This is a genomic window from Calothrix sp. CCY 0018, from assembly GCF_963920925.1.
Lineage (GTDB): Bacteria > Cyanobacteriota > Cyanobacteriia > Cyanobacteriales > Nostocaceae > Rivularia.
Genome location: NZ_CAWUDI010000012.1, coordinates 27,221 through 49,001 on the forward strand (window position 1 = coordinate 27,221; position 21,781 = coordinate 49,001).

The window sequence follows — 21,781 nt, forward strand, 5'->3', positions numbered from 1 at the left end:
AAGATTTTTGGAATCAGGAGAATAACATGAGTAAAAAATTAGACTCTAATAACTTATTATCACGAAAAATTTATTGGATAAATAAGTTATCAGGAGAATTGCCAGAAACCAATTTGATGCTCGACTATATAAGACCTTCAGTTGGTATTACTAAAAATAAGTCTCTTAACTTTGAACTATCATATGATTTATCTCAAGCAATCCTTAAACTAGCTAAAGGTTCTTATTTTTCAAGCTACTGGATACTATTGTCTACGTTGAATATATTACTGCAAAAATACACTAGAAATAATGATGTTATTGTTGGAATACCTGTATATTATAAAATTAATACAGATGATTTAAATAGTAAAATTATTCCGCTGCGTACTGAGGTAATTCCTCAACTTACATTCAAAGATTTTATTTTTCAAGTCAAAGATGAAATCATGGGTGCTTTCAACAATCAAAATTATAATGTAGATGAATTAATTCAGTTACTAGGAATACCAACTAGTCCAAATCGTTGCCCATTTTTTGATGTAGTAGTTTTATTAGAAAACATTCATAACCACAAAAATTTTAATCTTCTTAATAATGACATTACATTTTCTTTTTTAATTGACGGTGAAGTTATTAGCGGTAATATAAAGTATAGCGAACAGCTTTTTCAAGACGAAAATATCAAACTGATGAGTAGATATTATACTAACGCTATAGAAAGCATTATTAACAATGTTAGTACCAAAATATCTGATCTTATTTTATTGAAAGATACTGATAAACACCAGTTGTTACAAAGATTTAATTACAATGTTAAAGAGTATCCAATTGAGCAGACAATCAATCAATTATTTGAACAGCAAGTATCTAAGACTCCAAATAATATAGCTGTTATTCATGAAGGAACTCAGTTAAGCTATAAAGAAATTAATGAAAAAGCTAATCAATTAGCTAGATTATTGCAGAAATTAGGAGTCTGTAAAGGAGAGTTTGTAGGCATTTTTAAAGACCGCGATATATATTTTCTTATTGCTATCCTTGCCATATACAAGGCTGGTGGAGCGTATGTACCTATTGACAGTACTTATCCGAAGAATAGAGTTAAATATATGCTATCTAATAGCGAAATTAAATATTTATTAACAGATTTTTCGCTATTAAGCGGCGTACCAGAACTACTGGAGAATGGTTCGCAATTATTATCTATTATTTCTTTAGATAATGTAATCCCCGAAGATCCACTGCTTAATAATAATGCAGGGATAAATATATATAGTAGGCCTGATTTTTATAATCTTAACACGAGCAATTTAGAACAAATTAATAAAGCTGTTGACCCAGCTTATATGATTTATACTTCGGGGTCTACAGGATTACCGAAGGGGACAATTGTTAGGCATGATGGCGCAATCAATCATATTTATGCCCAATTTGATTGCTTGGAGTTAACAGAAGATTTTTGTTTTCTACAAAGCGCTCCTTCCTCAACAGATATTTCTGTATGGCAATTTTTAGCACCACTTTTAATTGGCGGAAAGTCAGTAATAGTAGATATAGAAACTGTTGCTATCCCCGAACAATTATTTGAAGCAATAAAAACAGAAAAAATAACAGTTGTTGAATTAGTACCAGCATTATTCACAAGTTTACTTGAATATACTTCCCACTTACCCAACAATGAAAGGTCATTACCAAATTTAAAATGGATGATGTTATCGGGTGAGTCTGTATCGCCTAAATTGATAAATAAGTGGCTTGAGATATATCCCCACATCAGAATTGCTAATGCTTATGGTCCTAGCGAGGCTGCTGATGATATCACTCAATTTATCGTTGACAAGCCTTTTAATGAAAAGCAACGAACAGTTCCAATTGGTAAACCATTAGCAAACTTAAATCTTTACATACTCGATGAGAAGATGAAATTATTGCCAATTGGCGCTCCTGGAGAAATTTATGTATCGGGAATTGGTGTAGGTGCTGGTTACTGGAAAAATGAACAAAAAACTAGAAATAGCTTTGTTCCGAATCCGTTTACAGATGCTAGGAAGAATTTACCAGAAAATCGCCAAGATTTAATTTATAAAACTGGAGATTTAGGAAGGTGGCTGAGTGATGGAAATATAGAATTTCTCGGACGTATTGACAATCAGGTGAAGATTCGAGGTTTCCGGGTTGAGCTTGGAGAGATTGAAGTATTTTTAGGTCAACACCCAAATGTACGTGAAGCTGTAGTTGTAGTTGATCGGGAGGAAGCGGATAATCCGCAATTAGTTGCCTATATAGTTCCGTCTACCGAAGCAGTTTCAAGTATTAGCGAACTGCGTAGCTTCTTGAAGGAAAAATTACCTGACCACATGATTCCTTCTTTTTTTGTAATGCTGGAAAATCTACCGCTAGCACCTAGCGGTAAAGTAGACCGTAAAGCTTTACCCAAACCAGATAATCTTCGTCCGGAACTTGATGCTGCTTACGTGTCACCGCGAAATGAGATAGAGCGCAAAGTTGCCGATATTTGGCAGAAAATACTTAATGTTGAAAAAGTAGGCATTCAAGATAACTTTTTTGACCTTGGTGGTCATTCCTTAAATGTGCTTCAGGTTTACAGTAAATTGCGGGAACTTTTCCCAAATAACTTAGCAATGACTGACCTGTTTAAATATCCTACAATCAGTTCTATATCCCGGTATTTAAATCAAGAAGAAGATAGTTTTGCCAATCAAAGCGATGAATTAAATCAAGAATTAGAAGTTGGTAAAGCCAGATTAAAACAACGGTTTTTACGAAATCAGCAACAGAATGTTTAACAAGTTTAACAAATAGTTAACAATCAATAATTAATATAACCGATGAAAAATTCGCCATATTTAAGTAACAAAACTGGATTAGAAATAGCTATTATTGGCATGAGTGGCTGTTTTCCGGGAGCTAAAAATATTGAGGAATTTTGGCATAATCTTAGAGACGGCATAGAATCAATACATAGATTTACCGATCAAGAATTAAAAGATTTAGGTGTAGATGCTGCTTTATTTAACGACCCAAATTATGTTAAAGCACAGGGTGCAGTCAAAGATATAGATCTGTTTGATGCTTCATTCTTTGATATTAGTCCCAGAGAAGCTGAAGTCATGGACCCTTCAATGCGTTTTTTCTTAGAACATTCCTGGAAAGCGCTTGAGGATGCAGGTTATAGCTCGGAAGTCTACAAAAAACCGATTGGAGTATACGCTGGTACAAGTTTCGGTAAATATTTACTTAACATTTATTCAAATTATGAGCTTATAGCGTCTGTCGGTGATAAGCAAATAGAAAAAGGAACTTCTCCAAGTTATGTAGCTACACTTGCTTCTTATAAATTAAACTTACAAGGACCGAGTTATGCAGTTCAAACCACCTGCTCTAGCTCATTGGTTGCCGTACATTTAGCTTGCCAAAGTTTGCTCAGTGGTGAGTGTAGTGTTGCTATAGCAGGAGGAGTCTCAATTTCAACAGCAGATGGTTATTTATATCAAGAAGGAGGAATTGAATCTGCCGATGGACATTGCCGTGCTTTTGATGCTAAAGCTGGGGGAACTGTAAGAGGAAGGGGTTTGGGTCTTGTAGTTCTCAAACGCTTAGAAGAAGCCATAGCAGATGGGGATTGTATCCACGCTGTTATCAAAGGTTCTGCCATCAATAACGATGGATCGGATAAAGTTAGCTACACCGCACCAAGCGTAAATGGTCAAGCTAAGGTTATTAGAGCAGCTCAGGTTATGGCTGAGGTAGAGCCCGATACCATTAGCTACATTGAAGCCCATGGAACTGGCACTACCCTGGGCGACCCAATTGAAATCTCTGCATTAACGCAAGCGTTCGGCACCAAAACTAAGGAAAAGGGATTTTGTCGGATTGGTTCTGTGAAAACCAATATTGGGCATTTAGATGGCGCTGCTGGAGTAGCAAGTTTGATTAAAACAGTATTAGCCCTAAAACACGAACAAATTCCCCCTAGTTTGAACTTTGAAGAACCATCGCCCCAGATAGATTTTGCCAATAGTCCCTTTTACGTCAATAATAAATTGTCTGAGTGGAAAACTAATGGTACTCCTCGTCGTGCGGGTATTAGTTCCTTTGGCTTTGGCGGGACAAATGCTCATGTGATTTTGGAAGAGGCTCCGTTAGTTAAACCTTCTAGTTCTTCTCGACCTTGGCAATTGTTATTACTTTCTGCTAAAACCAGTACAGCACTGGAAATGAAGACAGAAAATCTGGCTAATTACCTCCAGGAACATTCAGATTTAAATCTTGCTGATGTTGCTCATACTTTACAAGTAGGTCGCTGGAATTTAAACCATCGGCGAATGGTAGTTTGCCAAGACCAAGAAGATGCAATAAAGGCATTGCAAGACCCTCAAAGAACTTTTACTCATTACCAAGAACCTTGTAATCGCTCGATTGTATTTATGTTTTCCGGACAAGGTTCGCAGTATGTAAATATGGGTCGGGAATTATACCAGAACGAAACCGTATTTAGAGAGCAGATTGATTACTGCTGCGAATTGCTCAAACCTCAATTGGAAGTAGACCTACGTACAATTCTCTATCCCAGTGAAGAAAAAGCTCAAGAAGCAACACAAAAGTTACAGCAGACAGCAATTACTCAACCAGCGCTGTTTGCGATCGAGTATGCTTTAGCAAAGTTGTGGATGGCATGGGGTGTGTGCCCACAGATGATGATTGGTCATAGTATAGGAGAATATGTAGCTGCGACTTTGGCTGGAGTTTTTTCTTTGGAAGATGCTTTAATGATAGTGGCAATGCGAGGAAAACTCATGCAGCAGTTGCCTAGTGGTGCTATGCTATCAATTCAGCTTCCAGAAAAGGAGGTAGAGCAACTACTAGAAAAAGACATCTCTCTAGCTGCTTCTAATGCTCCGACCAACTGCGTAGTCTCCGGTTCCTCAGAAGCAATAGATAATTTGCAACAGGAACTGCAACAAATAGGTGTAAGTTGTAGGCGTTTACATACTTCTCATGCCTTTCATTCTCAAATGATGGAACCCATCATTGATACCTTTGTCCAATTTTTACAAAAGGTCAAACTAAATCCACCAAAAATTCCTTTCGTATCAAATGTCATGGGTACTTGGATTACAGCAGCCCAAGCAACAGACCCTAATTATTGGGCAAAGCATCTGAGACAGCCTATACGTTTTTGCAAAGGAATTTCTGAGTTAGCTAAAACACCCGAAACATTATTTTTAGAAGTTGGTCCTGGACGGACATTAAGCACTTTTGTTAAACAGCATCAAAAAGAAGAATCTTTAGTGCTGACCTCGATACGCCATCCTCGGGAACAACAGTCTGATGTCGCATTTTTACTTAGTAATTTAGGTAAGCTGTGGCTAGTTGGGGTAGATGTAAAATGGTCTGGTTTTTACGCATCGGAGCATCGTCATCGCATTCCTTTACCGACTTATCCTTTTGAACAACAACCTTACTGGATTAAGGTTAACAAAAATGCTAATCTGGCTATGTTAGGACAGCAATCGAAAAGTAAAAAGCCAGATATAGCTGATTGGTTTTACATTCCTCGCTGGAAAGAATCTACACCCCCTGAGCTTTTCCAAAAGGAAAAACTGTTAGAACAAAAGTCATGTTGGTTAGTGTTTGTCGATACCTACGGAGTTGGAATAGAAATTGCCGAGCGACTCGAACAACAGGGTCAAGATGTGATTACGGTTAAAGTTGCAGATAAATTTACAAAACTTAGTGACACTCAGTATACAATTAATCCTCAACAAAGGGATGACTATGATGCCTTAATTCAAGCATTACGAGAGCAGGGTTGTAAGCCACAAGAGATAGTTCACTTTTGGAGCATCATACCTGACGGTATTTTAACTCACCAGGAGCTAGATGGTCATATACAGTTAAAGCATCAGTTTTTTGAAAATTGTCAAAATCTCGGTTTTTATAGTTTGCTATTTTTGGCACAGGCTTTGGAACACCAAAATATTATTGAGCCAATGAAGTTGGTGGTTATTACCAACAATTTACATGATGTAACTGGCTCTGAGAATTTATGTCCTGAGAAAGCGACAATATTAGCACCATGCAATGTAATTCCACAAGAGTATCTCAACATAACTTGTAGTTGTATCGACATTGTTTTTACTGAATCCGGAAATAAGCAATCGCAAAGATTGGTGGAGTATTTGCTGACAGAATTAGCAGCACCAGTCACCTACAGATTAGTTGCTTATCGTGGAAATCATCGCTGGATAAAAACTTACGAAGCTTTACATATAGATGAAAATATTACCAGTAAAACTAAATTAAGGAAAGGCGGCGTTTATTTAATCACTGGTGGGCTTGGTAACATTGGTTTCGCAATGTCAGAATATCTTGCAAAGACAATGCAGGCTAAGTTAATTTTGATCGGGCGAAAGGATATCCCTCAAAGACATCAATGGTCTGAATACTTGCTAACTCACGATGAATCAAATGAAGTTAGTCAAAAACTTCGGAAAATAATCATGCTTGAGGAATTAGGTGCAGAAGTTCAGGTTATCAGTGCTGATGTTGCCAATGAACAACAAATGCAAAAAGCTATAGCCTTATCTAAGGAGCGCTTTGGTGAAATTAATGGTGTAATCCACGCAGCAGGAATTAATGATGATGCGTATTACATTATCTCAGAAACTTCTATAACTCAAAGTAAATCACAATTTCATCCCAAAGTATATGGACTATTTGTTCTAGAAAAAGTTTTGCGAGGTCAAAAGTTAGATTTTTGCTTGTTAACCTCTTCCTCATCATCTGTTTTGGGAGGCATGGGGTTAATTTCCTATTCGGCGGCAAACATTTTTATGGATGCCTATGCCCACAAACATAACCAGATGAACTCATTTCCTTATATTTGTACTAACTGGGATACCTGGCAGTCTCAAGACAGCGAAAAGCAAGATATTACTTTTGGATTAGCGTTAGAAAAAATACGTATGACACCGCAGGAAGGAATAGAAGTCTTGAGGCGTTTATTATCTATAAATACAACTGTTCAAATGATTATTTCTGCGGGAGAGTTACAACCAAGGATTGACAAATGGATTAAACGAGAATTTTTAAGAAATAAAAAAGCAACCAACGAAGAAAATTTATTCTCGAATTATCACAGACCAAATTTACAAACAGCATACGCTCCTCCCAGAAATGAAATTGAACAAAAAATTGCAAGAATATGGCAAAAGAATCTTGGTGTAGGAGAGGTAGGAATTAATGATAACTTTTTTGAATTGGGAGGAAATTCATTGTTAGGAATTCAGATAATTTCCCAATTGCGCGAAACTTTCCAAATTAATTTGTCTATGCGTAACCTATTTGATAAACCTACTATAGCCGGTATGTCGAATTATATTGAAAATATTCGTGATACAACCAAAAAGCTGCTAGATTTTTCCAGCCTTAGTTCCTCTAAAAGAGAAGAGATTGAATTATGAAGAAATTTATCTATATAATTTTTGGACTTTATATTTAAAAAGCTATTGACAAGGTCTTCCTTTGCTGATGGTTTAAAGGAGAAAATAATAATGATGAAAAGTATTGAAGAATTTTTATTAGACATCTCAAGTTTAGATATAAAGCTTAAAATTGATGGCAATCGCTTATACTGTAACGCTCCTGAAGGACAACTTACACCTGAGTTGAGCGTTCAATTACGAGAACGTAAAACAGAAATACTTGAGTTTTTACGTAATAATACTAGTTTTGTTTCTAGTTCGACTCACAGCCCTATAGTTTTTGTTCCCAGAGATACCAACTTACCCCTCTCCTTCGCCCAACAGAGACTGTGGTTTATAAATCAATTAGAGCCAAATAGTACCGCTTACAACTTTCCTATTTCCCTGGGTCTTACTGGTGCTTTAAATGTGGCTGCATTGGAGCAAAGTCTTAACAAAATTGTGCAGCGTCACGAAACCTTGCGAACCACTTTTAAAAGTGTAAATGGACAACCTACTCAGGTTATTAATCCAACCTTTACTTTAAAGTTATCTATTGTGGACTTGCAAGAGTACCCCACACAACAGCAAGAAGCAGAAGTTTTGCGGTTAGCTATTCAAGAAACCCAATTGCTTTTTAATTTAGCGCAGGGACCCTTACTCAGAGCAACTCTATTGCATTTATCCGAACAACAATACGTGTTGTTATTTACCATGCATCATATTGTTTCTGATGGCTGGTCAATAGGGTTACTTATTAAAGAGGTAACAGCACATTACAAAGCTTTTTGTAAAGGAAAGCCTTCTCCACTTTCGGAGTTGCCAATACAGTGTGCGGACTTCGCTGTTTGGCAACGGCAGTGGCTGCAAGGCGAGGTACTAGAATCTCAAATTTCTTATTGGCGAAAACAGTTAGAGGACGCACCCAGAGTACTAGATTTACCTACAGACTTCCCAAGACCAGCGATTCGGACATTCCAAGGTGCAACCTATTCATTTGAGCTATCTCAAAAATTATCTGTAACGCTAAATACATTAAGCCAGCAGCAAAAAAGTACTTTATTCATGACTTTGCTGGCATCTTTCCAAGTCTTGCTATGGCGTTATACGGGTAGCGAAGATATCGTGGTTGGTTCGCCCATTGCTAACCGTAACCGGGATCAGATAAAAGAGCTAATTGGTTTTTTTCTGAATACTTTGGTGCTGCGAACTAATTTAGCAGAAAATCCTAGCTTTGAAGAATTACTAAATCGTGTGCGAGAAATGACATTAGGAGCATACGCACATGAGGATTTGCCCTTTGAATTCTTGTTAGATGAACTACAACCTCAACGAAGTTTAAGTCATACAGTACTATTTCAAGTAGGCTTTGTACTTCAAAATGCACCTATTTCGGCTTTTGAATTACCTAATTTAACTTTAAATTCCTTATCAATTCCAAATGTTAATGCTGATTTTGACTTAAACTTAGACGTTACAGAAAGAAAAAATAATATATGTTGTAACTTACATTACAATGCTAATTTATTCGAGGCAGCTACTATCAAGCGAATGGCTGGACACTTCCAGAACTTGCTTAAAGAGATTACTGCAAATCCGAAGCGAAGACTTTCAGAATTATCATTACTAACAGAATCTGAGCAGCATCAATTGCTGCGGGAGTGGAATAATACAAAAGCTGAATATCCCCAACAGCAATGTATCCATGAATCATTTGAAGCCCAGGTAGAGAAAACGCCAAATGCAGTGGCAGTGGTATTTGAAAATCAGGAACTGACCTACCAGCAGTTAAACCAATGGGCAAATCAACTAGCGCACTATTTACAGTCCCTCGAAGTTGGTTCGGGAGTGCTGGTGGGAATCTGTTTTGAGCCATCTTTGGAGCAGGTAGTTAGCTTGCTGGCTGTTCTCAAAGCCAATGGCGTATATGTACCGTTAGATCCGAACTATCCGCAAGAACGATTGTCGTTCATGCTAGAAAATTCTAATGTGCATATCCTATTAACCAAAGAGTCTCTGACCGAAAAGATTTCTTCTCAAAACGCCCATATCGTTTGTCTAGATAGGGATAGGGATGCCATTGGTAGGGAAAGCGTTGAAAATTTAAATTGTCAAACAACACTCGACTCGCTGGCATACGCAATCTATACGTCCGGTTCCACCGGAAAACCCAAAGCAGTTCTCGGTAAGGTTCGTGGCATTGTCAATCGCTTGCATTGGATGTGGGAAACCATACCATTTGCAGCTTCGGAAGTTTGTATTCAGAAAACTTCCATCAATTTTGTCGATCATGTTGCGGAAATATTTTCTGCTCTTCTCAAAGGAATTCCGCTGGTAGTGGTTCCAGAGAATATACGGGGCGATATTCCCAGGTTAATGAGCCTATTGAGCGACAAAAAGATAACTAGAATTGTTGTTGTTCCATCCCTGCTCAAAGCGATGCTGGACAATGCGCCCGAACAACTGACAAAACTTCAATATCTCAAATATGTCTTTTGCAGCGGTGAAGCCCTGCCACTAGCGTTAGCTGACTCATTTCATCAGAAACTCAGTTCTGCCAGATTGTTCAATCTCTACGGCTCTTCAGAAGTAGCCGCTGATGTTACATACTTTGAAGTTAATTTTTGGGAAACACGTCAAAGAATACTGCAATATTTCAAGCCGGAAGTTGTTCGCGAACAAACTAAAAACCAGGTTCTTAAGGTTCACCAGAAATCTTTTACGAAACCTGGGGTTAGTCCAGAAATGCTAGCTACAAAATTTCAACGGAGCGAGTTGCCCTTATATCCTATAACAGTTGATAATTATTACGATCAATTTTCCCAGGAAGTGCTTCCATATACAATCGATACGGGGTCTCCTACATACATTGGGCATATGACATCCGCTTTGCCTGATTTTATGCACGATATGAGCAAGATGATCTCGCGATTGAACCAAAATCTGGTTAAAATCGAGACATCAAAGTCTTTGATATTTTTGGAAAGAGAGGCGATCGCCATGTTGCATCGTCTTGTTTATGGATTTAATGGTGAATTTTACGAAGAAAATATTCAGCAGAAAAATCGAAATCTAGGTATTATAACAACTGGCGGTACAACGGCAAACATCAGTGCCTTGTTGTGTGCGCGAAATTCGGGATTGTTAAGTAAAGAAAATTCTGGAGAGTTATCAAAAGAAAGCCTTTACAAGGTTCTAAGTAAGAAGGGATATGACGATATTGTTATCATTGGCTCTCGGCTAATGCATTACTCTCTCAATAAAGCAGCTTCGATGTTAGGTTTGGGGACAGACAACATTATTTTTATTGACAGTAATAATGACGGGAAGTTAGATATCAATCTGCTCAAAGAAAAAATCCGCGAATGCAGGAGAAATAAGTTATACATCCTGGCACTTGTGGGTATCGCTGGAACAACAGAAACTGGTGAAATCGATCCTTTATTTGAAATGGGCGATATCGCGCAGGAATTCGGCATTCATTTTCATGTAGATGCAGCTTGGGGTGGTGCGACGATATTTTCCGACAAGCACAAAGGAAAATTGAAGGGAATCAACAAAGCTGATTCTATAACTATTTGTGGGCATAAACAGTTATACCTACCCCAGGGTATTAGTGTTTGTTTGTTTAAAGATCCGCAGATGTTAAACTTTGCTCAAACCACAGCGCGTTACCAGGCTCAGAGAGATACATTCGATGTGGGAAGATTCACCATTGAGGGTTCACGTTCGGCAATTTCCCTATGCTTACATGGGGCACTTCATATTATCGGTAAAAAGGGATACGAGATTCTGATTAACAATGGCATAGAGAAAGCCCAATATTTTTCCAAAATTATTAAGCAATTGGAACCATTTGAACTGATAATGGAACCAGCTTTGAATATCGTTAATTACCGATATGTTCCTGAAGATTTAAGAGCAAAAGCAATACAAAAATCTTTGAGTGAATATGACATTCAAAGAATTAATCAACTTAATACACAGATACAATTAGAACAGTTTGAACAAGGACTGACTTTTGCATCCAAGACCACTCTGGTGGACAGTTCTTATGATAAAGAAATCATTGTATTTCGGGCTGTTTTATCCAATCCTAATACGACTGCTCGTGATTTACAGAGTGTTCTTGAGGATCAACTAAGAATTGCAAATCAAATTGAAGCAAGAAGTAAAGAAAAAGGTGATAATTATGCTGCTGTAGAGTATTTTGAAGCGATACCTTTGCAGTTAACAGACGATTTAAAAACAGATATGGGAGAAGCCCTAGAAGAATATTTGCAAAAAAATACGATTCCGATTGGAAAACCGATTTCAAACACGCAAATTTACATCCTGGACAAATATGGCAGTCTTCTCCCACAAGGTGTTACGGGTGAGCTATATGTAGGAGGAGATGGACTGGCACAAGGGTATTTGAATATGCCCGAGTTAACCCAGGAAAAATTTATCCCTAACCCATTTATAAAGCACAATGATAAAACTAAAACGGCAGCAGAAGCAAGATTATATCGGACTGGCGACCTAGCCCGCTGGCTGCCAGATGGCAATATCGAATTTGTAGGGCGTATTGATCGCCAAGTTAAAATTCGCGGTTTTCGCATCGAACTGGGAGAAATTGAAGCAGTTGTTAGCCAACACCCAACAGTGCAAGAAGCTGTAGTACTAGTCAGGGAAGATAAGGTAGATTTTCAACAAATAGTAGCTTATATAGTTGCTCAAAAAGAGCAAACACTGACAATTACCGAACTACGGGAATTTTTAGAATCAAAGTTACCAAACTACATGATTCCAAATGCTTTGCTGACCTTAGAGGCACTACCATTAACACCTAATGGCAAAGTTGACCGTAAAGCATTACCTGTACCCGACCAAGTACGCCCAGAACTGGAAGCGGTTTATCTACCACCTCAAACTGAGGTAGAAAAAACTATTGCTGATATTTGGCAAGAAGTTCTTCGTATTGAAGAAGTTGGTATTTATGATAATTTCTTTGAATTAGGCGGTCATTCATTGCTTTTAGTTCAAGTTCATAGCAAGTTGCAAAAAATATTTCAGCAACTTTCATTAGTTGATATTTTTCAATATCCAACCATCAACTATTTAGCCAAATATCTAACTAAATTACAAGATAAGCAACAATTTGTTCGAGAAAATTCTGGTCAAAATAAAAGTCGCACAGCTTCAATAAATCGTCGGAAACAAGCTCTACAGAATTATCGAGATTCAAAACAATAATAGAGTAAATCTTATCGAATAAAGGCAGGAGGCAGAGAAAAATACCTAAATTATTTAGGCAATTAACTAAAGCTTTTATATACAAATAAATTCGGAAGATTGTATCCTTTTTTTTCGGAAACCGCCACTTAACTTTAGATGACAACGCTATTCGGTCATTTAATGAAACACACTGAACCTGGTTAATAAAATCTGAAGTAAAGTTTACAAGAAAGCACTCTCTAATTAAAAAAAATACGTAAGAGATTCACTCTCAATTTATTAATATTAATAAATAATTTAGCGAAAACAAAAGGTTTAAAATTATGGATACGGAAAACAATTTAATTAATAACTTTAATGATAAAGATGAAATTGCTATCATCGGTATGTCTGGTCGTTTTCCTGATGCCAATAACGTCGATATTTTTTGGAAAAACCTACAAAATGGCAAAGAATCAATTTATTTTTTTACTGATGAAGAATTAGCATCTACGGCAGTAGACCCAGCACTACTGAATGACCCTAAATATGTAAAAGCAGGTACTATATTAGCAGATACAGAACTATTTGATGCTTCATTTTTTGGCTTTACCCCCAGAGAGGCAGAAATTACAGATCCACAACACCGTTTTTTCATGGAATGTGTTTGGGAAGCTTTAGAAAATGCTGGTTATGATTCGCAAACTTACACTGGTCAAATAGGTCTTTTTGCTGGAACATCTGTTAGTAGTTACTTATTGTCAAATTTATATCCCAATCATGATTTTATAAAATCAGCCGATACATTCCAAATTTTTATTGGCAATGATAAAGACCACTTACCTACACAAATTTCTTATAAATTAAATCTTAAAGGACCAAGTATAAATGTTCAGACCACCTGTTCTACATCATTAGTTGCAGTTCACTTAGCCTGCCAAAGTTTGTTAAATGGCGAAAGCGATATTACACTTGCAGGTGGTGTTTCGATACAAGTTCCCCAAAAAACTGGTTATTTGTATACTGAAGGAGGAATTAATTCTCCTGACGGACACTGCCGAGCCTTTGATGCTCAAGCTCAAGGAACTATTTTTGGTAGCGGTTTGGGTGTTGTAGTCTTGAAGCGATTAGAGGACGCTGTTGCTGATGGTGACTGTATTCATGCGGTAATCAAAGCTTCAGCTATCAATAATGATGGTTCTTTGAAGGTTGGATATACGGCTCCCAGTGTTGATGGTCAAAGAGAGGTGATTTTAGAAGCGCTGGCTTTAGCTGGAGTTGAACCAGAAACCATCAATTATATTGAAGCACATGGAACAGCAACCCCTTTAGGAGACCCGATTGAAATCACAGCTCTTACACAAGCGTTCCGTACCAGTACAGATAAAAAAGAATTTTGCGCGATCGCATCAGTCAAAACCAATATCGGACATCTGAATACAGCAGCGGGTGTAACAGGATTGATAAAAACAGTCCTTGCACTCAAACATAAACAAATACCTCCGAGTTTGCACTTTCAAGAACCAAATCCCCAGATAGATTTCGCCAATAGTCCCTTCTACGTTAATAATCAGTTATCAGAGTGGAAAACTAACGGTACAACGCGCAGAGCAGGTGTAAGTTCTTTTGGCATTGGTGGGACTAATGCCCATGTAATCTTAGAAGAAGCTCCAATAATTGAAGCTTCGAGTCCTTCTCGTCCTTACCAATTATTACTTTTATCAGCCAAAACCAGCACAGCTTTAGACACTACAACAGTACAACTACGCAATTATTTAGAGCAAAACCCTGATATTACCCTACCTGATGTAGCTTATACCTTACAAGTTGGTCGCCGAGATTTTGACTATCGCCGCGTAGTAATTTGCCAAGACCTAGATGATGCGGTTAAATCACTACACAGCCAAGACCCACAACATATTTTGAGTCACCACCGCAAGCCAGGTCACACTCAAATTATTTTCATGTTTTCGGGACAAGGTTCGCAATATGCAAACATGGGTCGGGAACTGTATGAAGTAGAACCGACGTTTAAAGAACACGTAGATACTTGCGCTAAGATTTTGCAACCTCACCTCGGTCTTGATATTCGTTCCCTACTTTACCCCAAGCAAGAAGAGATAGAAACTGCTTCAAAGCAATTACAACAAACATCTCTTACGCAACCTGCGTTATTTGTTACAGAGTACGCCCTGGCTCAGTTATTCTTATCTTGGGGAGTCCGTCCAGAAGCGATGATTGGTCATAGTATCGGGGAATATGTTGCCGCAACAATTGCAGGTGTATTTTCTTTAGAAGATGCTCTAAAAGTTGTGGCAACAAGAGGACAGTTGATGCAACAAGTGCCCACAGGAAGTATGCTGGCAATTAAGCTTCCAGAAAAAGATGTGCAACTGCTGCTAGATGGAAATGAGTTGCATCAACAATCCTTACAAATTGCAGTAATTAACAGCCCATCCTCTTGTGTAGTTTCAGGAACCAATGAAGCAGTTGCAGCTTTAGAAAAGCAATTATCCTCTCAAGAAATTGAATGTCGGCGGTTACATACATCTCATGCTTTCCATTCCCAGATGATGGAACCCATTTTAAAAGCATTTAGTGAGGTTTTCAAGACAGTCAAACTGAATTCGCCTTCTATACGCTTTATTTCCAATGTAACTGGTGACTGGATTACCGAGCAACAAGCCACAAATCCAGATTACTGGTGCCAACATTTACGAAAAACTGTAAGATTCTCGGATGGGATATCGCAATTAATACAGCAATTTGAAGGTGTTTTTCTAGAGGTGGGACCGGGAAGAACTTTAAGCACATTAACGACACAGCATTTAGATAGAAATACTAAGCAACAGGTATTAACTTCATTACGCCATGTAAAAGAGCAACAATCAGATGTTAGCTTTTTATTACAAACATTAGGTCGGTTGTGGCTTGGAGGTGTAGAAATAGATTGGTCGGAGTTTTATACTCAAGAGCATCGTCATCGTTTGCCTTTACCAACTTACCCCTTTGAACGACAAAGGTACTGGATTGATGCCAAATCTCCTTCCCATTATATAAATCAAAAACTAACCACCTTAGATAATAAACAAGATATTGCTGACTGGTTTTATGTGCCTTCATGGAAACGTTCTTTACTGCCTAATTCATCCTCTACTCAAATAGAATCTAAACAAGAAAACTGGCTGTTTTTTGTTGATGATTTGGGAATCGGCGAGCAATTAATTGATGTATTAAAAAAACAATATCAAAATATCATTACTGTAAAAAAAGGAGAACAGTTTAGCAAATTAACTGAGAGTACATATACAATTAATCCATTTATCAGTCAAGACTACGATACCTTGCTTAAAGAATTAGTATCGTTAGGTCAAAAACCACAAAAAATTGCTTATCTATGGAGCGTAAGTCATCACGATCAAAATAAATTAGAAAATTATTTAGAATTTAATAGTCTGTTATTCTTAGCGCAAAGCCTTAGTAAGCTAAAAATTAACGATAGCTTACAACTTTGGGTTATATCAAATAACATCCAAGAGGTTAATGGTAATGAAAAACTAGACCCAGAAAAAGCAGCAATATTAGGCTTGTGTAAAGTCATAGAGCAAGAGTATCCCAATATTAATTGTCGGTGTATTGATATCGCTTTAACTAACCATAGAGAAGTAGAAAAAGCACAAAAAGATGATGAAAGTAATATTGTTGAGAAACTTTTAGATGAGTTAACTTCTGTATCCTCAGATAATGTAGTTGCTTATCGCGATCGCCATCGTTGGGTACAAACATTTGAACCAGTTCGTTTGAAATCAGTCGTTGAAGACAAAATACCTTTAAGAAAACAAGGTGTTTACCTGTTTCCTGGTGGGTTAGAAAGTATTGAAGTTGTGCTTGCAGAATATTTAGCAAAAACTATAAGAGCAAAACTCATATTTATTGAGGATTTTATATTTCCAGAAAAAGATGATTTCTCAGAATGGCTTGAAACACATACTCAAGATGATGAAGTGAGTTGCAAAATCCAACAACTACTAGCATTAGAGAATAATGGTGCAGAAGTTTTAGTATTGCGTGCAGATACAACTAATTATGAGCAAATATATCAAATCCTTGCAACTGAAAATATCGGACAAATTAACGGGGTAATTTGTTCAACTGGAATTAAACGGGAACATACATTTGCTTCCATTCCAGAAATTACAAAAATAGAATTAGAAAATAACTTAAAATTACAACATCGTAAAATTTCAGTATTAGAACAGGTATTACAGAATATAAATTTAGACTTTTGTATAGTTTTTTCTTCTTTATCTTCTATTTTAGGAGGATTTGGATTAAGTTTATATTCAGCAAGCAATCAATTTATAGATACTTTTATTAACCGACATAACCGGAATAATTGTTTACCGTGGTATATTATAAATTGGGATAAATTACAACTGAATGCGAACCAGGAACAAACAATATTCAACCAAGTAACTGGGTCAGAATTAGCGATTACCCCAACAGAAACTATAGAAGTATTTAAACGAGTATTTTCTTTCAAGTCAGGTACTCAGATTATTATTTCAACAGTAGATATAAATGCTAGGAAAAATCATACATTTAAACTAGACAACAATAAAAATTCACAATCTAATAATAATCAATTAGATTCATTCTCAGGTTACTCTAGACCTAACCTTAGTAATTCCTATGTTGCTCCGACAAATGATTTGGAAAAACAAATTACGGAAATATGGCAAGAAGTACTTGGAATTGCAGAAATTGGTATTTACGACAACTTCTATGAGTTAGGAGGAGATTCCCTTAGTGCAACTCAATTAGTTTCTCGATTGCGAACAAAATTTCCTGTGGACTTACCACTGCGCGAACTTTTATCCGAGGCAATGATACCAGCCAAACAAGCAGAAATGCTTGAGCAAATTCTGTTATCAAAGATAGAGGAATTATCTGAAGAAGAAGTAGCGGTTCTATTAACTAATTAATAATTCATAAATAATTATTTGCTATGAATAAAAAATCTTCTAATTTATCACCAGCTAAAAAAGCCCTTTTAGAAAAATGGAAGGGAGGAAAGCTTCAATCCGATCTTATTCTCAAGCGTCAAGACACTCAAAATATTCCCTTATCTTTTTCTCAACAAAGATTGTGGTTTATTGACCAGCTTTATCACGGGAGTTCTTTCTATAATATTCCTATCGCTTTTCATATACAAGGACATCTTAATATTGCAGCACTAGAGCAAAGCTTGAATGAAATTATCAAGCGTCATGAAGTTTTACGGACAAATTTTAAACTTGTAAATGGAGAACCAGTACAAGAAATTGCTCCCGAATTTATTTGGGATTTATCTATTATTAACCAGGAACATTTGTCTGGTGAAAATTGGGAATCGGAGGTTAAACAATTTGCAGCATCCTCAGCGAAAGAACCCTTTAATTTAGCTAAAGGACTGCTAATTAGAGCTACTTTACTACGATTGAGTCAAGAAGAACACGTTTTGCTCGTAACCATGCACCACATTATCACGGATGGGTGGTCTTGGGGTGTGTTTCTACGCGAACTGTCAACGCTGTATGCTGCTTTCTCGACAAATCAACCTTCCCCCTTACCCGAACTCCCAATTCAGTATGCAGATTTTTCAATTTGGCAGCACGATCGCATCCAAGATGAATTTCTCGCAACCCAATTAAATTATTGGAAGCAACAACTCAAGGGTGAGTTACCCGTACTCCAATTACCTACAGACCGTCCGCGACCTAATTCTACTACTTTCAGTGGTGCCAAGCAATACTTTAAATTCTCAGTATCCCTGACTAATGCACTCAGACAATTAAGCCAGCGAGGAGATAGCACTCTTTTTATGAGTTTGCTGGCAGCATTTAACATCTTACTATACCGCTACACAAACCAAGAAGACATCTTGATTGGTTCTCCAATTGCCAACCGCAACCGTGCAGAATTAGAAGGAATGTTGGGTTTATTTGTTAATACTTTGGTGTTACGTAATAACCTCAATGGAAATCCCAGTTTTTGCGAACTTTTACATCGAGTACGTGAAGTGACTCTCGATGCTTATGCACATCAGGATTTGCCTTTTGAAATGCTTGTAGAAGAATTGCAACCCGAACGGGACTTAAGCCGAAATCCACTTTATGAAGTTATGTTTGTATTGCAAAATACTCCAAACTCTGTCCATGAAGTATCTGGATTAACCTTGCGTACTTTGGAGTTTGATAGCGGTACATCTCAATTAGATATTTTTCTATCAATGTCTGAATCCGAAGCAGGATTAACTGGGTGTTTAGAATACAATACGGATATTTTTGATTCAACAACAATTACCCAATTTATCAATAATTTCCAAACTTTATTAGAAAATATAGTTGTAAATCCACAACAGCGTCTGAGTGAATTATCATTATTAACTGCTTCCGAGCAAGAACAACTATTATTTAAGTTGAATCAAACTAGTGCAGATTATCCTCAAGATGCAACTTTACATCAATTATTCGAGCAACAAGTCGAGCAAACTCCTGATTCTTTAGCATTAATTAACGAATCTGAGCAACTAACTTATCGTCAGCTTAACCATAAAGTTAATCAACTTGTACATTACTTACAAAAACAGGGAGTAACAACAGAAACGCTGGTTGCTCTATGTTTGGAACGCTCTATAGATATGGTAGTGGGAATTTTAGCTATTCTCAAAGCTGGTGGTGCATACATTCCCCTCGATCCAAGTTATCCAGTGGAGCGTTTAAATTTCATGCTCGCTGATTCCCAAGCATCACTGTTAATTACCAAGCAAGAGATATTAGAAAAACTATCTTTATCTTCAGCTAAAACCATTTGCTTAGATATTCATAAAGAGAAGATTGCTCAAGAAAGTTTAGAAAACCCCATTAATAGCTTAGAAGCTGATAATCTTGCCTATATTATCTACACTTCTGGTTCAACTGGAACACCTAAAGGAGTTCAGGGGACTCATTGCGGTACAGTAAACGGCTTACACTGGTTATGGAAAACCTATTCTTTTATTCCAGGAGAAGTTTGTTGTCAGAAAACAGCTATTAGCTTTGTAGATTCGGTTTGGGAAATTTTCGCTCCTTTACTTCAAGGAATTCCTACAGTAATCATCAGCAATGCAACTGTACTAGACTCGCAATTATTTATAGAAACTCTTGCGGATCACAAAGTTACTCGTATTGTACTTGTACCCTCACTACTGCGTTTACTTTTAGATAATTATAGTCATCTAGTTAAGAAATTGTCGCAGCTAAAACTTTGGATAACTAGCGGAGAAGCAATTTCTGTAAAATTAGTTCAAACTTTCCAAGAATTGATACCAGAAGCAAAACTTATTAACCTTTACGGTTCATCGGAAGTTTCCGCTAACGCTACTTACTATGACACCAGTTTATTACAAAATCAAGCACACAGTGTTCCAATTGGTTGTCCGATTGATAATACTCAAATTTATGTGTTAAATCAAGATTTACAACCAACACCTGTAGGGGTAGTTGGTGAACTTTATGTTGGTGGTGATGGTTTAGCAAAAGGCTATTTACATCGTCAGGAATTAACTCAAGAAAGATTTATTGATAACCCCTTTATTCCAGTAAATAAAATTTACAAAACAGGCGATTTAGTCCGATATCTTAAAGATGGAAATATTGAGTATTTAGGTCGCCATGACGAACAAGTAAAAATCAGAGGGTTTCGAGTAGAATTAGGTGAGATAGCAACAGTAATTACACAACATCAAGATGTGCAAGAATCGGTTGTAATTGCCAGAGATGATGCTCAATTAAACACTAGTTTGATTGCCTATATTGTTACAGAGAAGCAAGATATAGCTGCACAACTTTTGCCCTATTTGCAACATAAACTACCTAGTTATATGGTACCATCTGCTTTTGTTGTATTAGATGCACTTCCACTGACACCTAATGGCAAAGTAGACAAACGTGCGCTACCTAATAATGAAATTGTTCGACAAAATACGAATAAATCATTTGTTCCTCCCCGAAACTTTACGGAATTAGCATTAGTAAAAATTTGGGGTAATCTTCTGAATACTAGCCCTATAGGGGTGACAGATAACTTTTTTGAATTAGGAGGTCACTCATTTTTAGCTGTCCGCTTAATGGCTCAAATTCAAGACAGATTTGGGCATAATCTTCCCCTATCGACTCTTTTTGAAAATCCCACAATTGAAAAACTAGCAACCATCGTCAGTCAGCCATCTCGTCAAAAATCTGGTTCTCCTCTAGTAGCAATTAACTCTTCTGGCTCCAAAATACCTTTCTTCTGTATACATGGTGCTGGTGGAGGTATTAGTCACTACTTTAATTTATCCAGAAGACTTGGTGAAGATTATCCATTTTATGCTTTGGAAGATAATGTAGAACAAGACAAACCAGAAATTATTTCAGTAGAAGAGACAGCAACTCGCTACCTGCAAGAAATTCGTAAAGTACAACCAAATGGTCCATTACTTTTAGGTGGTCATTGTTACGGTGGTGTACTTGCCTTTGAAATGGCGCAGCAACTACAAAAGCAGGGTCAAACAGTAGGTTTAGTAGTTGTCATTGATGCCATATTACCAGAAACAAACATTGAACCTACAAATGATGACGATACAAAATTTTTGCTCCGCATAGCTGAATCAATAAAAACCGATAATAATATAGACTTTTCAGTACCTTTTGAAGAACTTAGAGATTTGCCATTAACTGAGCAACTTAATTTAATTAATCAAAAGGCAAATTTTATCTTTAGCGATGCCGAAATTCAAGACTTTCTCCGTTATTACAAACTTTTTAAAGCTCATGTTCAAGCGATGCGAAATTATCTTCCCCAGCTTTATCCTCAGCCCGTAACTCTATTTCGAGCATCGGAGGAAATAGTTCATGACTTTGATAACCCAGAATGGTATACTAGCGACCCCTTATTAGGTTGGGGTAAATATTCTAGTCAACCGATTCAATTCATTGACGTTCCTGGAGACCATTTTTCAATTTTCGTTGAACCTCATATTCAAGTATTAGCTAAACAACTGAGAATTTGTATCGATAATGCTATGTGTAATTTAAATAAATAATAGGAAT

The 21,781-nt window shown here is 37.0% G+C and carries 5 protein-coding genes; all 5 read left to right on the forward strand.

Annotated features, from left to right (window positions below):
• Positions 1–26 precede the first annotated feature (26 nt).
• The 5 genes from ACM03V_RS10780 (at position 27) to ACM03V_RS10800 (ending at position 21,774) form a co-directional block, all read left to right on the forward strand.
• Positions 27–2,789 carry a non-ribosomal peptide synthetase gene (locus ACM03V_RS10780; RefSeq protein ID WP_414620776.1) on the forward strand — a complete coding sequence of 921 codons (2,763 nt, stop codon included), beginning with the start codon at positions 27–29 and terminating at the stop codon, positions 2,787–2,789.
• A gap of 42 nt (positions 2,790–2,831) precedes the next feature.
• Positions 2,832–7,469, forward strand: coding sequence for an SDR family oxidoreductase (locus ACM03V_RS10785; RefSeq protein ID WP_414620777.1), 4,638 nt, complete (start codon positions 2,832–2,834; stop codon positions 7,467–7,469).
• A gap of 90 nt (positions 7,470–7,559) precedes the next feature.
• On the forward strand, positions 7,560–12,707 hold the full coding sequence (locus ACM03V_RS10790; protein WP_414620778.1) for an aminotransferase class V-fold PLP-dependent enzyme: 5,148 nt from the start codon (positions 7,560–7,562) through the stop codon (positions 12,705–12,707).
• Between the two features lie 305 nt (positions 12,708–13,012).
• Positions 13,013–17,653 carry a beta-ketoacyl synthase N-terminal-like domain-containing protein gene (locus tag ACM03V_RS10795; RefSeq protein ID WP_414620779.1) on the forward strand — a complete coding sequence of 1,547 codons (4,641 nt, stop codon included), beginning with the start codon at positions 13,013–13,015 and terminating at the stop codon, positions 17,651–17,653.
• Between the two features lie 23 nt (positions 17,654–17,676).
• Positions 17,677–21,774, forward strand: coding sequence for a non-ribosomal peptide synthetase (locus tag ACM03V_RS10800; protein WP_414620780.1), 4,098 nt, complete (start codon positions 17,677–17,679; stop codon positions 21,772–21,774).
• The last annotated feature ends 7 nt before the right edge of the window (positions 21,775–21,781 follow it).